The 14,303-nt window shown below is 69.7% G+C and carries 15 protein-coding genes; 5 read left to right on the top strand and 10 right to left on the bottom strand.

The genetic code is table 11. The annotated features are described in order from the left end of the window. Positions 1 to 146: 146 nt before the first annotated feature. The 10 genes from FHR32_RS37855 to FHR32_RS37810 form a co-directional block, all read right to left on the bottom strand. Positions 147 to 2,543: an ATP-binding cassette domain-containing protein gene (locus FHR32_RS37855; protein ID WP_184759280.1), complete on the bottom strand. Its 2,397-nt coding sequence runs from the start codon at positions 2,541 to 2,543 to the stop codon at positions 147 to 149. Between the two features lie 123 nt (positions 2,544 to 2,666). Next, on the bottom strand, positions 2,667 to 3,077 hold the full coding sequence (locus FHR32_RS37850; RefSeq protein WP_184759279.1) for a VOC family protein: 411 nt from the start codon (positions 3,075 to 3,077) through the stop codon (positions 2,667 to 2,669). 10 nt (positions 3,078 to 3,087) lie between these two features. After that, the gene (locus FHR32_RS37845; RefSeq protein WP_184759278.1) at positions 3,088 to 3,531 is read right to left on the bottom strand and encodes a helix-turn-helix transcriptional regulator; all 444 of its coding nucleotides are present in this window, start codon (positions 3,529 to 3,531) and stop codon (positions 3,088 to 3,090) included. Positions 3,532 to 3,778: 247 nt separating this feature from the next. Next, complete coding sequence (locus FHR32_RS46990) at positions 3,779 to 3,961, bottom strand: hypothetical protein (RefSeq protein ID WP_221466841.1); 183 nt, start codon at positions 3,959 to 3,961, stop codon at positions 3,779 to 3,781. Between the two features lie 240 nt (positions 3,962 to 4,201). After that, positions 4,202 to 4,567 (bottom strand): TetR/AcrR family transcriptional regulator, encoded by a 366-nt coding sequence (locus FHR32_RS37835; RefSeq protein WP_246468409.1) that lies wholly within the window; start codon positions 4,565 to 4,567, stop codon positions 4,202 to 4,204. An 87-nt stretch (positions 4,568 to 4,654) separates the two neighbouring features. Beyond that, positions 4,655 to 5,857 (bottom strand): cytochrome P450, encoded by a 1,203-nt coding sequence (locus tag FHR32_RS37830; RefSeq protein WP_184759277.1) that lies wholly within the window; start codon positions 5,855 to 5,857, stop codon positions 4,655 to 4,657. 78 nt (positions 5,858 to 5,935) lie between these two features. After that, a complete protein-coding gene (locus tag FHR32_RS37825) occupies positions 5,936 to 6,643 on the bottom strand; it encodes a TetR/AcrR family transcriptional regulator (protein WP_221466772.1) in 708 nt (235 codons plus the stop codon). 304 nt (positions 6,644 to 6,947) lie between these two features. Beyond that, positions 6,948 to 7,724 carry an ABC transporter permease gene (locus FHR32_RS37820; RefSeq protein WP_184759276.1) on the bottom strand — a complete coding sequence of 259 codons (777 nt, stop codon included), beginning with the start codon at positions 7,722 to 7,724 and terminating at the stop codon, positions 6,948 to 6,950. Further along, on the bottom strand, positions 7,721 to 9,289 hold the full coding sequence (locus tag FHR32_RS37815) for a DUF1349 domain-containing protein (RefSeq protein WP_184759275.1): 1,569 nt from the start codon (positions 9,287 to 9,289) through the stop codon (positions 7,721 to 7,723). The genes FHR32_RS37820 and FHR32_RS37815 overlap by 4 nt, the downstream gene beginning before the upstream one ends. After that, positions 9,286 to 10,218, bottom strand: a complete 933-nt coding sequence (locus FHR32_RS37810) for an ATP-binding cassette domain-containing protein (protein WP_184759274.1) — start codon at positions 10,216 to 10,218, stop codon at positions 9,286 to 9,288. The genes FHR32_RS37815 and FHR32_RS37810 overlap by 4 nt, the downstream gene beginning before the upstream one ends. A 135-nt stretch (positions 10,219 to 10,353) precedes the next feature. Between FHR32_RS37810 and FHR32_RS46395 the strand changes: the two genes are divergently transcribed. The 5 genes from FHR32_RS46395 to FHR32_RS37785 all read left to right on the top strand — a co-directional run bounded on the left by FHR32_RS46395 (position 10,354) and on the right by FHR32_RS37785 (position 14,248). After that, entirely contained in the window at positions 10,354 to 11,637 is a 1,284-nt protein-coding gene (locus tag FHR32_RS46395; protein WP_221466771.1) for a sensor histidine kinase, read from the top strand. After that, positions 11,634 to 12,326: a response regulator gene (locus FHR32_RS37800; RefSeq protein ID WP_184759272.1), complete on the top strand. Its 693-nt coding sequence runs from the start codon at positions 11,634 to 11,636 to the stop codon at positions 12,324 to 12,326. The genes FHR32_RS46395 and FHR32_RS37800 overlap by 4 nt, the downstream gene beginning before the upstream one ends. 269 nt (positions 12,327 to 12,595) lie before the next feature. Further along, a complete protein-coding gene (locus FHR32_RS37795; protein WP_184759271.1) occupies positions 12,596 to 13,213 on the top strand; it encodes a TetR/AcrR family transcriptional regulator in 618 nt (205 codons plus the stop codon). 127 nt (positions 13,214 to 13,340) lie between these two features. Then, complete coding sequence (locus FHR32_RS37790) at positions 13,341 to 13,634, top strand: Rossmann-fold NAD(P)-binding domain-containing protein (RefSeq protein ID WP_184759270.1); 294 nt, start codon at positions 13,341 to 13,343, stop codon at positions 13,632 to 13,634. Between the two features lie 200 nt (positions 13,635 to 13,834). Continuing rightward, a complete protein-coding gene (locus FHR32_RS37785; protein ID WP_184759269.1) occupies positions 13,835 to 14,248 on the top strand; it encodes a nuclear transport factor 2 family protein in 414 nt (137 codons plus the stop codon). Positions 14,249 to 14,303 lie beyond the last annotated feature (55 nt).

Genomic DNA, 14,303 nt, shown 5'->3' with positions numbered 1-14,303 from the left:
GACCTGTGCCGCGTGACGCAGCCGCTGACGGTGGGAAGTCATCGGGACGGCAACTCGGCCTGCGTCAACATGTCTCAACAGCAGTCGAGTGGGACGAGTCGAAACAGATGAGAGAACTCATCTCACGGTGTCCGCGAGGGCCTCGGTCAGCTGCCGGCGTAGGCCGCGAGGTGCTCGCCGGTGAGGGTGGAGCGGGCGGCGACGAGGGCGGCGGGTGTGCCTTCGAAGACGATCCGGCCGCCGTCGTGGCCGGCGCCGGGGCCGAGGTCGATGATCCAGTCGGCGTGCGCCATGACCGCCTGGTGGTGCTCGACGACGATGACCGACGTGCCGGAGTCGACGAGCCGGTCGAGCAGTCCGAGAAGGTTCTCGACGTCGGCGAGGTGGAGGCCGGTGGTGGGTTCGTCCAGGAGGTAGACGCCGCCCTTGCCCGCCATGTGTGCGGCCAGCTTGAGACGCTGGCGTTCGCCGCCCGACAGGGTGGTGAGGGGCCGGCCGATGGCGAGGTAGCCGAGACCCACGTCGGAGAGGCGTTCGAGGACGCGGTGGGCGGCGGGAACGCGCGCCTCGCCGGCGCCGAAGAACTCCTTGGCCTCGTCGACCGGCATGGCGAGCACTTCGCTGATGTCCCGGCCGCCGAGGCGGTACTCGAGGACCGACGCCTGAAACCGTTTGCCCTCGCAGTCCTCGCAGGTGGTGGCGACGCCCGCCATCACCGCCAGGTCGGTGTAGATGACGCCGGCGCCGTTGCAGTTGGGGCAGGCGCCCTCGGAGTTGGCGCTGAACAACGCGGGCTTCACGCCGTTGGCCTTGGCGAAGGCGTTGCGGATCGGGTCGAGCAGGCCGGTGTAGGTCGCCGGGTTGCTGCGGCGTGAACCCTTGATCGGCGACTGGTCGACGGCCACCACGCCGTCCCTGCGCGCCACCGAGCCGTGGATCAGCGAGCTCTTGCCGGAGCCCGCCACCCCGGTGACGACGCACAGCACGCCGAGCGGGATGTCGACGTCGACGTTCTGGAGGTTGTGCGTCGAAGCGCCGCGGATCTCGAGGTGTCCCTTCGGCTTCCGCACCGCCTCCTTGAGGGCAGCCCGGTCGTCGAGGTGGCGGCCGGTGAGCGTGCCGCTGTCCCGCAGCCCCTCAAGGGTGCCCTCGAACACCACCTCGCCGCCGTCGGCGCCCGCGCGCGGGCCGAGGTCGACGACATGGTCGGCGATCGCGATCGCCTCCGGCTTGTGCTCCACGACGAGCACCGTGTTGCCCTTGTCCCGCAGCAGCAGCAGCAGCAGGTCGTTCATCCGCTGGATGTCATGGGGGTGCAGGCCCGTGGTGGGCTCGTCGAAGACGTAGGTGGTGTCGGTGAGCGAGGAGCCGAGGTGGCGGATCATCTTGACGCGCTGCCCCTCACCGCCGGACAGCGTGCCCGACGGCCGGTCGAGCGAGAGGTAGCCGAGCCCGATCCCCACGAACGAGTCCAGGGTCTCCCCCAGCGACTTCAGCAGCGGCGCGACCGACGGCTCGTCGAGGCCGCGGACCCACCCGGCGAGGTCGCTGATCTGCATCGCGCAGGCGTCGGCGATGCTGATCCCCTTGATCTTCGACGACCTGGCCTCCGCGCTGAGCCGGGAACCGCCGCATTCGGGACAGGAGGTGAACGTCACCGCCCGCTCCACGAACGCCCGGATGTGCGGCTGCAGCGACTCCTTGTCCTTGGACAGCATCGACTTCTGGATCTTCGGGATCAGCCCCTCGTAGGTCAGGTTGACACCGTCGACCTTCACCTTGGTCGACTCGCCGTAGAGGAAGTCCCGCATCTCCTTCTCGGTGAACTCGCGGATCGGCTTGTTCGGGTCGAGGATGCCCGACTCGGCGTAGACCCGCGTGGTCCAGAAGCTGTCCTGCTTCCAGCCGGGGATCGTGAACGCGCCGTCACCGATCGCCTTGGAGTCGTCGTAGAGCTGTGCGAGGTCGATGTCGGAGACCGTGCCGCGGCCTTCGCAGCGCGCGCACATGCCGCCGTGGTAGACGGCCTTGCGTACGACGATCCGCTCGCCCTTGCCCTTGTCGACGCTCATGACCCCGCTCGCCGTGCGCCTCGGGACGTTGAACGCGAAGGCGGTGGGCGGGCCGATGTAGGGCTGTCCGAGGCGGCTGAAGAGGATGCGCAGCATCGCGTTGGCGTCGGTGGCGGTGCCGACCGTGGAGCGGGGATCGGCTCCCATCCGCTGCTGGTCGACGATGATCGCGGTGGTCAGTCCTTCGAGTACGTCGACCTCGGGCCGTGCCAGCGTGGGCATGAAGCCCTGCACGAAGGCGCTGTAGGTCTCGTTGATCATCCGCTGCGACTCCGCGGCGATCGTGCCGAACACCAGCGAGCTCTTGCCCGAGCCGGAGACGCCGGTAAACACCGTCAGCCGGCGCTTCGGGATCTCGACGCTGACGTCCTTGAGGTTGTTCACGCGCGCGCCGTGCACGCGGATCAGATCGTGGCTGTCGGCAACGTACAGCGCAGGCGACTGCGTGTCCGGCCTCGTGGCCATGCTCATCGTGTCTCCATCTGTGTTGCCATCGGGGTCGGTGACGGTGCCACCAGGCGGCCGCCACCGATGTCGTGCGCGGGCTCCTTCACGGTGCCGTCTGCACAGGTCATGGCTGCGATCGCCGGACGGCTAGCGCAGCTCCTGGATGCGGATCAGGTTGCCCGCGGGGTCGCGGAAGGCGCAGTCGCGGATGCCGTACGGCTGCTCGGTCGGCTCCTGGACGACCTCGGCGTCGCCGGCCTGCAGCTTCTCGAAGGTGCCGTTGAGATCGGCGGTGGCCAGCAGGATCCAGCCGTAGGTGCCCTTGGCCATCATCTCGGCGATGGTGCGGCGCTCGTCGTCGGTGATGCCGGGGTCGGCGGCCGGCGGCGCCAGGAGGATGGACGTGCCGGGCTGGCCGGCGGGGCCGACCGTGATCCAGCGCATCTTGCCGTGTCCGACGTCGCTGCGGACCTCGAAGCCGAGGGTGTCGCGGTAGAAGGCCAGGGAGGCGTCCGGGTCGTCGTGCGGGAGGAAGCTCGTGTGAATGGTGATGTCCATGGCGATCAGGCTAGGTGCGGCCCGGGGCCGGCGCTTCTCGATTCCTGATCGGTCTGGTCACCTGTTTCGCCACGCACGACGGGATCCCCGCCGTCGCGCGCGCCGCCTGGCGCCGATAGACGCTGGGCGGCATGCCGACCAGCTCGGTGAATCGGGTGCTGAAGGTGCCCAGCGACGAGCAGCCGACCGCGAAGCAGACCTCGGTGACGCTGAGGTCGCCACGACGCAGCAGCGCCATCGCGCGCTCGATGCGACGTGTCATCAGGTAGCCGTACGGCGACTCGCCGTAGGCGAGCCGGAACTGGCGGCTGAGGTGCCCGGCCGACATGTTCACGCCGCGGGCGAGCGCCTCGACGTTCAGCGGCTGCGCGTACTCCCGGTCGATCCGGTCGCGAACGCGGCGCAGCCGCGCGAGGTCGCTCAGGTGCTGCGCCGAGGCGGGTCTGCTGGTCACACGCGAGATCGTACGTCACGCCGGAGTTGCCTGGCGCCGCTGGCGCCCCACCGCACTCCGCGCCCGCTCTGCCCCGGTCTGCTCCACGTTCGAGGACATCGAGTTCGTCGAGGAGGCCTACGATCTCAAGGGTCGCGAGCAGCACGAGCACGGCGGTGCTGCTCGGGCGGGCCAGTTACGAGGCGTTCGGCAAGGTCTGGCCGGACCTGACGGAGTTCGCCGACGGCAAGGACTCGGTGCACCCCGGCTACAAGGCGATGCCGAAGTACGTCGTCTCGACGACCCTGACCGACGACGACTTGGTCGACGACTGGGGCGAAACCACCATTTTCCGCTCGCTCGACGAGGTCGCCGCGCTCAAGGAGACCGAGGGCGGGCCGATCATCATCCACGGCCCGCCGCCGGGACGCCCGACCCGCCCGACGCCCATGAATCCCGACGCCCTACCCGCGCGATCTCTTATCCGTCAGTGCAGTCGTCCGGTGGCGGGCTTGGGCAGCCGGTCGAGCCCTTCCATCGCCCCGCGTGACCACCGCAGGGCGGGGACGCTTCACCGTGCACGCGCCCGCCGCGGTCGTGGCCGAGCGCATCTCCCCCACGACGGGGACGGTCGAGCCCGTCGACACCCGGACGTGCACGCTTACCGTCGCTGTCGGCCGGGCAGTGGCGGTCAGGCCCCCGAGGCCGCCGCGATACGGGCGGCGAGCCCGTCGAGGACGCATTCGAGGCCGAACCTGCGGCCGTTGTCGTGGGGTGTGTCGCCGAGGTCGGAGGTGGCCGCGACCAGCGCGGGGAACACGGCGCCGTGGCGGTCGAGTATGCGGGTGAAGGCGTCACTCGAGCGGCGCTTCCAGGCGTCGGCGAGCAGCCTGGTGAACTCCGTCAGCCGGGCCCGCCAGCCGCCCTCGACGCGGGACAGGTCGGGTGGGTCGCCGACCGCGCTCTCGATCATGACGGCGACCAGGTCCGCCTTGCTGGAGACATAGCGGTACAACGACATCTTGGTGAAGCCGAGGTCGCCGGCCACGCGCTGCATGGACACCGCCTCGATGCCCTCGGCGTCGGCGATCGCGATCGCCGACGCGACGATGGCAGGTCGGAAGACTGGATATGAGTTCCCCGGCTACGCCGCGTCCCAGGTGACGGGGAGCCGGTGCACGCCATAGATGAGCATGTCGGTGCGCAACGGCACCTCCTCGGGGGCGACGTCCAGGCGGAGGGTGGGGAATCTGCTGAAGAGCGCCGGGTATCCGACCCGCATCTCGACGCGTGCCAGCTGCTGGCCCAGGCATTGGTGGATGCCGTGGCCGAAGGCCAGGTGTCCACTGGTCGGCCGGAGCAGGTCGAGGATGTCGGGATCGGTGAACCGGCGTGGGTCGCGGTTGGCCGCCGGTATCGAGACGGTCACCGTCTCTCCGGCCTTGACGAGATGCCCCTCCAGCTCGACGTCCTCAAGTGCCGCCCGATTGGTGAAGGGGATCACGCTCAGATAGCGCAGCAGTTCTTCGACGGTCTGGTCGACCACGGCCGGGTCGGCGCGCAGAACGGCGAGCTGGTCGGGGTGGCACAGCAGGGCGAAGGTGCCCAGGGCGAGCATGTTGGCGGTGGTCTCGAACCCGGCGCCCAGCAGCATGAAGCCGATGTTGGTGAGCTCCTCGTCGGTGAGATCGGCGGCGGTCAGGCCGCTGAGCATGTCGTCGGCGGGCTTGGCGCGTTTGGCCCGCACCAGTTCGCGCATGAACTCCTGCAACGTGGTGTAGGCGGCGATCAACTCCTGCGGAGAGTTGTCCAGGCGCATCAGTGCCGCCGAATGATGCTGGAAGTGCTCCCGGTCGGCGTAGGGCACCCCGAGCAGCTCGCAGATCACGAGCGCGGGAATGGGCAGCGCGAACGCCTGAACCAGGTCCGCCCGTGGGCCGTGCCGGTCCATGGCGTCCAGATGCTCGGTGGTGATCTGCTGGATGCGCGCGGTGAGCTCGCGCATGCGGCGGACGGTGAACTGGCCGGTGAGCAGATGCCGGTAGCGGGTGTGGTCGGGCGGATCCATCCGAGTGAAGATGCCCGGTGGTGACGGCTTGAGATTTTCGGCGATGCCCGGTCGGGAGATCGGGGAGTGGTTGAGCTCGGCCCGGGCGCTGAAGCGGGGATCGGCCAGGACCGCCCGGACGAGGGCGTGGCTGGTCACCAACCACCCCGTGTGGCCGTCGGGATAGGACAGCGGGCTGATGGGGTCGGCCGCACGGAGCCGTGCCAGTGCCGTGGGCGGGTCGAAGTGGTTGGGACGCTCCAGGGACAGCGGCGCCGCCGATGGGGTGGCTTCCGTCATGTCGATCTCTCCTTTGATCGGTGTCGCTTCTGGCGGATGACGTGCGCCGAGCTGTGGCCCGCAGATCGCCCAGGTTGATCAACCTGACTCCGGTGTGCGCTGGTAGCCGTAGATCCACTCGCGGTAGGGCGGGATCACGTTCTCGAAGACGGTCATGATCTCCGAGGCCGCCGCGGCGAGGGTCCGCGGGTCCGGCCGGCCGGTCGGCTCGAAGGAGGCCTGGACAACGTGCGCGAGCGCGTCGGCCCTCGCCTGCACATCCAGCTCGGCGGCCGCCGGGTCCAGGTTGTCGAGGAGAAGGAAGCCGCCGTGTATCGCGCTCAACGCGTACGCCGGGTTCGGCACGTCGGCACGGAACAGTCCGTGGCGGATCAGCAGGTCGAGGAAGCTGGTGGTGGCGAGCAGTTCGTGGCTGCGCATGGCGCTGTCGGCCATCCTGGTCTGCAGTTGCTCCACATCACCGGTGAACATGGCTCGCAGTACGGGCCTGTCGTGGATGATCAGAAACGACGCGGCCATCAGCCGGTGCGGCAGCACCGTGGACGGGTCCCCGCGCAACGCGTCCAGGAGCTTGTCGATGTAGGTGATGGCCTCGCGCAGGAGCAGGGCTTCGAAGAGCTGCTGCTTGGTTCGCCAGTGCAGATAGACCGTGCCCTTGCCGATCCCGACCTGCTGGGCGATGTCCTCGATCGTGACTTTCCGGTATCCGAGACGCACGAGCAAGTCGGCCGCGGCGTCGAGGATCCGATCCGCGCGGTTGAGGTCCTGCCTTGGTCGTCCCAGCACCGTACACTCCTTTTTGACTTATTGACCAGATTCGAAATCTGGTCAATAAGCCATACCGTACTCTCCGGTCAAGGCTGGTACAACCCCGTGAGCGCCGACCATGGCAACCGCGGTCGCGGTGCTGCTGACGCTGTGTACGGCCGATGCCCATCCTGGACGCCAATGGTGGACATCGCCCTCCCAGGCGTCCAGCGCGGCCTCGGCTTCTGCGCGGCCAGCCTGTCCTGGATGCTCAGTGCATGCACGGTCGGGCGCGTGCTCGTATGGCCGCCGGGTGCCGCCGGGTGCCGCCGGGAGGTGCGGCTCAGGCGTCGCGCCGCCGCAGCAGCAACCCGCCGCCCAGGATCGCCGCGGCGGCCCATGCAGCGAGCACGCCGAGGCCTGCCCATGGGCTGAGGGGCAGACTGCGGAGATTGGCGGTGGCCTGGACGGCGAGCCCGGCGTTCATCGGCGAGATCCGCCACAGGAGCCGCTGCCAGTCCGGGTCACCGACCATGAAGGGAAGGATCGAGAAGACGTAGAGCAGGCCGAACACGACCCCGATGGCCGTTGCCGAGTCCCGCACGGCGGCGGCGACGCCGAGACTGAGCAAAGCGATCAGCACGAGGTAGAGGACCGAGCCGACGGCCGCGCGCAGCGTCGGTCCGTCGGCAAGGGACAGCGGCGGGTGGCCGTGCGCGGGGGTGAAGCCGTTGCCGGGCAGGATGAGCCGCCCCGCCAGCACGGACCCGAGAACGGCGACGGTCCCCACGGCCAGCGTCAGGCCGGTGAGGATGGCCGCCTTGGCGGCCAGGACCGTGGCCCTGCGCGGCATCGCCGCCAGGGTGGTGCGGATCATGCCGGTGCCGTACTCACCGCTGATCGCCAGCACGGCCAGGATGGCGACGACCGCCTGGCCCACCTGGACCCCGAAGAGGCTGAGCTTGGGGACGTCGTAATTGCATCCCGCCGACGGGCAGGACACGGTCGCGGCCGCCGTGGCGCTGAGCGCCACGGTCAGTGCGATGACGGCGAGCAGCAGCCATCCGGTGCCTGCCACAGTGCGCAGTTTCGTCCACTCCGCGTGCAGTTCCCGTCTCATGCGTCCCTCCGGCGTAGCTGGAAGACGGCCAGGCCGAGGGCGAGCGCGGCATAGCCGCAGAACACGGCGAGGCCGCCCCACGGCGCCAGCGGGTAGTAGCCGGCCTGCGGTGCGTAGTTGCCGAGCACCTGCGGGTACTCCGGAATGCTCTGCTGGATCGCGAAGCCGGCGGCCGGAGTGAGCCGCAGCAGCCACTGCGCCGCGCCCACGGGCAGGACGGAGGCGGTCGCGAGGATGTGGGGCAGGACGATCAGCGCGATGGCGGCGGTCGTCGCCGCGGCACTGCGCCGGAACAAGGCGCCGAGGGCGAGGGCGAAGACGGCGGCGACGGCGAGCAGCGCAGCGACGCCGACCACGACCCGCAACTCGGTGAGCGGAGCAACCGGCAGGACCATGTTGCCGTTGGCGCGCAGGATCTGCGTGCCGACCCGGACCGCGACGCCGGCGGCGGCCAGCCCGGCGGCGAAGGTCACCGTGGCGATCACGACGGCCTTCGCCGCCAGCACCCGGCCTCGCCGCGGGCTGGCGAGCAGGCTGGTGCGGATCAGGCCCCGCCGGTATTCGGTGGTGATGAACAGCACCGCCACCACGATCACCACGATCAGCCCGGCCAGCATGCCGGAGAGGGTGTTCTCGATGGTCTGGCCGTCCGCGCGCGGCGCGATGTCGCCGACCCCGGTCACGGTGAACGTGCCGCCGGACTGGGCGGCCCCGCCCGGGTGGTGGACCGTCCCGTCAGGTTCCAGGGTGGCTCCGATGTCGTCGTGTTTCCACCCGCCGCCCGGTGCCCCGCCCTGCAGGCCGACCTGGTCGAAGGTGGCGGTGGCCTCGGCGAAGCGCTCTGCCGTGATGGACCCGCCGAGATCAGCCTGCGTCACCGTCAGAGCTCCGGGGGAGGCGGCGAAGAGCCCGATCTGTACCGTGGCCGGCAGCCCGGCCAGGTCGGCCGTGCCGACCTGGGTCCAGGTCTTGCCGTCGGCGGACTCATAGCCGGTGATCGTGTCGCCTGAGCGGGTCAGCCGCAGCCAGCGCGGAGAGTCCTTCGAGACGCCGTCGGAGCCTCCGGCCACGTCGTGGGTGAAGTTATGCTGCATCCGCACCCCGTGGCTGCCGGTGACCATCACCGCCGCGTAGACGGATCCCTGCTTGGTGCTCTCCTTGATCATGAGGCCGGCCTTCGCCCACGGCACGAGGCCGGACTCGACCCGCCGGACCCCGGGGGTGGCGTCAGGTAGGCGCATCTGGCCGGTCATGGAGGTCACACGGACGGTGATGCCGCCGTCACCGGCCAGTGGCCGATGTACGAAATAGAACTTGTCCTCCACTGCCTCGCCGTCCGGCCCCACTGGAACAGCGGGGCAGACATCGCTCGGCCCGCCGCAAGACGTGTGGCTGCCCGCGGCGGAGAGCAGCCCGAGCAGCACGATGACCAGCGCCGCGGCCACCAGGCCGATCACCCAGCCGCGGACCGTCCGGAACTTGGTCCACTCCGCGCGCAGCAGTTGCGCGAAGCCGTCGTGCCCGGCCCGCAGGCCCGAGCGGTACGGGGTGGTGGCGGTGGTCATCGTGCCGTCTCCTGTCCCGTGGCGGCGCGGAACTCGACCGCGTCCCGGGTGAGGTCCATGTAGGCCTCCTCCAATGTCGCGCGGTGGGCCGTCACCTCGGAGAACGGCACCGCATTCTGGCCGAGAAGCGCCACGATGTCCGCCGCCGCCAGCCCGGAGACGGTGAGCGCGTCACGGTCGGCGGCGGCCACGGTGGCACCGGCGTGCGCCAGCACCGTCATCGCCTCTGATCGCGCCGGGGTGCGCAGCGTGACCCGGTCGCGGGACGCGGCCGCGATCAGGGCGGCCACGCTGGTGTCCGCGATGACCCGGCCGCGTCCTACCACCACGAGATGACCGGCGGTGTCCTGGAGTTCGCTCATCAGATGGCTGGAGACCAGGACGGCGCGGCCCTCGGCGGCCAGTGACCGCAGGAAGCCGCGTATCCACACGATGCCCTCGGGATCCAGGCCGTTGACCGGCTCATCGAGCATGAGCACCGGTGGGTCACCGAGCAGTGCCGCGGCGATCCCGAGCCGCTGCCGCATCCCCAGGGAGTAGCCGCCCGCCTTCCGCCGGGCCGCCGATTCCAGCCCCACCAGTCCGATCACCTCGTCGACCCGTTTGGCGGTCAGGCCCTGGGAGTGGGCCAGCCACAACAGATGGTTGCGGGCGGTACGGCTCGGCTGCAGCGCGGCGGCGTCCAGCAGCGCCCCGATGTGGCCGAGTGGGTTGCGCAGGCTCTGGTACGGCCGGCCGTTGACCAACGCGCTGCCCTCGTCGGCCGCGTCCAGGCCGAGGATCACCCGCATGGTGGTGGACTTTCCCGCGCCGTTGGGGCCGACGAAACCGGTCACCTGCCCCGGCGTCACGGTGAAGGACATCCCGTCCAGAGCCATGGTCTGGCCGAATCGCTTGCGCAGCCCGGTGACTTCGATGGTTGCTTCCATTCCAGGCAGATTAGGCGGCGGCCGGGGGCACGGTCGTCACGCCACCGAGCCATCTTCGCCGTCGCTGGCGTGAGGGACGTCCCATCCCTCACGCGAGGGACGCCAGAATGCCGGACGGCTGAGACAATGGCCTCCGTGGACCGAGCGTATGACCTGCGCGGCAGATGGGCCGCCAGGTGGCGGCGGATCGCCGCAATTCCCCATGCGCCCGTCGTGGCCGGCGGACTGCTGGCGTTGCTCGCGCTGGCCGAGTCGATCGCGCATGCTCGGAACACGCCGCTGGCGCATCCGTTCGGATATGCCGTGAGTACGCCGGTGGGCGAGTCGATCGTGCACAACGGGATCGCGCCTCCGGCCGAGAGTACCGGCACCGCACTGTACTTCGTGGTGTTCGGCCTGCTCGGCCTGGCCACCACGTTACCGCTCGCCCTTCTGTGGGCGCAGCCGGCGGCGGCCGCCGTGATCGTCTCCGCGACGAGCTTGCTGTCAGTCGCGGCCTTCCAGACGCTGACCGTGGCGGGCGTGGCTGCCCAGCTGATCGCCGGGTACCGGCTCGGCCGCACCGGCTCACCGCGGCCGGCCGTACTCCTCACCGTGCCGTTCCCGGTGCTGGCGCTGGCCGGTACGGCAGGCGGCGAGATACGGGTCCTCATCCTGCTGCTGGCCTCTCTGGCCCCGGCGGCGGCCCTGGCCGGGATCGCACGGCGGGCGCACAGCGAGGCCCTGGGAAACAGCGCCGCCCGGCAGGTCATCGCCGACACCCTGCTGGTGCACACCGCGCGCGGCGAACGCGCTCGCATCGCCCGCGAGCTGCACGACGTCGTCGCCCACCACATCTCCATGGTCGCCGTGCAGGCGGAGACGGCCCGGTTGGCCGTCCCGGGGATGCCGGCCGCCGGTGCGGAGCGGCTGTCGGCCATCGGTGACACCGCCCGGGCGGCGCTGACCGAGATGCGACGGCTGCTCGGCGTGCTGCGCGAAGACGCGGGGTCGGACGCGAAGGACCGGCGACCCCAGCCGGGCCTGCGCCTGGCCGAACTCAACGAACTGCTCGACGAGGCACGGGACGCTTCCGGGACGGGCACTCGCCTCATCCTGCGCGGCCCGCCGGTCACGCTCGACCCGGGCGTGGAGCTTGCGGCCTACCGCATCGTCCAGGAAGCCCTCACCAACGCCCGGCGGCACGCGCGGGGGGCCGCCGTCGACGTGGAACTGCACTACACCGACGACGCCCTGCGGCTGCTCATCCGCGACAACGGACCCGGCCCGTCCGCGGCGGCATCGGCCGAGGGTCACGGGCTGTCCGGCATGCGAGAACGCGCCGCGGCCGTCGGCGGCGAGCTGCGCACCGGCCCCGCCATCGGCGGCGGGTTCCTCGTCGAGGCCCGCCTGCCCGGGAGAGACGAGACAGCCGCATGAGCGCTCAGTCCCCGACGGTCCGGATCGTCGTTACCGACGATCATCCGGTGGTCCGCACCGGATTCGCCGAACTGCTCGACACCCAACCGGACTTCGATGTCGTCGCGACCGCCTCCGACGGGGCCGAGGCAGTACGGATCTGCCGCGAGCTGTCCCCCGACGTCGTCCTCATGGACGTCCGCATGCCGGGCATGGACGGCATCGAAGCCACCCGGCGGCTCGCCGGCTCCGCGACCGCCGGGCCGCGCATCCTCATCCTGACGACCTTCGACCTGGACGAGTACGTCTACGACGCGCTCCGCGCCGGAGCCAGTGGATTCCTGCTCAAGGACGTCACCGCCGAACGACTCTTCGAGGCGGTACGCGTCATCGCCGTCGGGGAAGCGTTACTGGCTCCGGCGATCACCCGTCGCCTCATCAGCGAGTTCGCCCTGCTGCCTCCGAAGCCCGATGCCTCCACCGCGGCTGCGCTCACCGCGCTCACCCCGCGTGAAACGCAGGTCTTGCGGCTCATCGCCGAGGGTCTGTCCAATCCGGAGATAGCAGGCCGGCTAACGGTCACCGAGGAGACGGTGAAGACACATGTGAGCCGCGTGCTGAACAAGCTCGGGCTGCGTGACAGGACGCAAGCAGTCGTTACCGCGTACGAAACAGGACTGGTCGTGCCGCGCTCCCACAGATCGCGATAGTCCGCCCGGAACTCCACCGAGAAGATCGATCCGCCATGGGCTCCGCCGGCGTCGGAGGCCGCCTGTGTGATGTCGGCCGTGGCCTCGAGCGGCCCGGGCTGATCGTCGCGTAGAGACGGTCGAGGTCGTCGTGGCGGCGCTCTCGCGGAGCTGCCCGCCCGCCGTTCTGTACTGCGACGCCAAAAACGCTGTCACGATTCTGTACCGATTAGTCAATAATTCGGGAATGGATTCTGTACTGATCTGTCAAAATGACATAGGGTGAGGTCATGGCCAGGCCCCGCAGCTTCGATGAGCAGACGGTCCTTGACGCGGCAGTGCGTCGGTTCCGCGCGACCGGCTACGCCGGCACGAGCCTCGACGACATCTCGGCCGCGACGGGCCTGGGACGAGGGAGCCTCTACGCTTCGTTCGGCGACAAACACGCGGTGTTCATCAAGTCGCTCAACGCGTACGTGCGCCAAGCGCTGATCGATACCCGCGATCTTCTTGAGGGGCCCGACGACACCGCGGTGGATCGTCTCCACGGCTTCATCGCCGGCGGTGCCCGATCCGTCCTCGACGACGAGGAGCACTTCGGCTGCATGGCGGGCAAGTTCGCCCACGAGGTCGGCGACCAGGACGACCAGGCACGAGCCATCATCCGAGGAGTCTTCCTGGAGCAGCAGCAGATCCTCCGCGACTGCGTCGCCGCCGCCCAACGCAGTGGCGACCTCGCCCCGGACGCCGATGCCCACACCATCGGCTACATGATCTTGGCCCTGAATCACGGCTTCGACGTGATGGCCAAGGGCGGCATCGACAGCGCGGCTCTCGACGCCGCAGCCGAGCAGGCCTTCCAGGGCCTGCCGTTGACGTCGCGCTACCGGGCGCGCCGGCAACCCTGACGACCGGTTCGGCTGGTCGACCCCCTACGGCGCGTCTCCCGCAGCGTCACCGCCCCATCCTGTCCGTGACGCTCGGCCGGAGATCACGGGCTGCGGTCGGGGTCAGCGGGTCGACGTACCCGGCGCGGTGCCGCTGCAGATGGACATCACCGGCCCGGCGTCGGTGGCGGAGGCGGCCGAATGGGCGATGACGGATGTGATGCGGCGGCAACTGGCACCCAAGGGCATCCACGTCGCCGGCCTGCACGTCGGGTACATGGACACCGATATGGCCTCGTACGTCGCCCCCGAGAACAAAGCCGACCCGGCCATGGTCGCCTCGGCCGCCCTGGATGGACTCGCCTCCAACGCGGCGGAAATCCTCGCCGACGAACACAGCCGCGCCACCAAGCGGAATCTGTCCGCACCCGTGACGGTCTGACCACGCCCCACAGGGATGGCCCGCTCGGCTCCGATACGCGCCGTCGATCCCCGGATTGTTAAACGGGGAAGTCCCCACTACTCTGCCTGATGCAACCGGGGAAATCCCCGGATCGTCGCTCCGGGCATGAGGAGTCGCCCGAGGACGGCGAGTCCGAGATCGTCTGCCGCGTCACCGCGGGCTTTAACGAGAGGACTCTGATGACACTTACCGCTGAGGACCGTACGGCTATCGCGGAGCTGATCTCACTGCACGGGCATCTGTTCGACGGCGGCGAGCTCGATCGGATGCACGAGCTCTTCACCACCGACGTGACCTACGACGTCACAGATATCGGTGGCGTGTCGATTGAGGGGGTGGCGGCGCTCCGAGACGCGGCACTCGCGATGGGCGAGCTGAATCCCGTCGGCCACCACGTCACGAACATCGTTCTCACCGAGTTCGCCGACGGTCAGGTGCACGCCCGGTCCAAAGGGATCGGCATCAGGTCGGATGGCACGTGCGCGAGCGTGACCTACGAAGACACGATCTCGCGCAGTGATCAGGGTTGGCGGATCAGTCATCGCAAGGTCCTCGCACGACGGACTCCCCTGGGCGCCCCAGCCGGTGCATGACGGCTGTCCATCCTCTTCCGGGTCAAGTGGATGCCCTCGGGCGGGGGTGCTGGTC

Source organism: Streptosporangium album (assembly GCF_014203795.1).
In the GTDB taxonomy this organism is placed as follows: domain Bacteria; phylum Actinomycetota; class Actinomycetes; order Streptosporangiales; family Streptosporangiaceae; genus Streptosporangium; species Streptosporangium album.
This window is presented reverse-complemented; position numbering and strand designations above follow the sequence as displayed.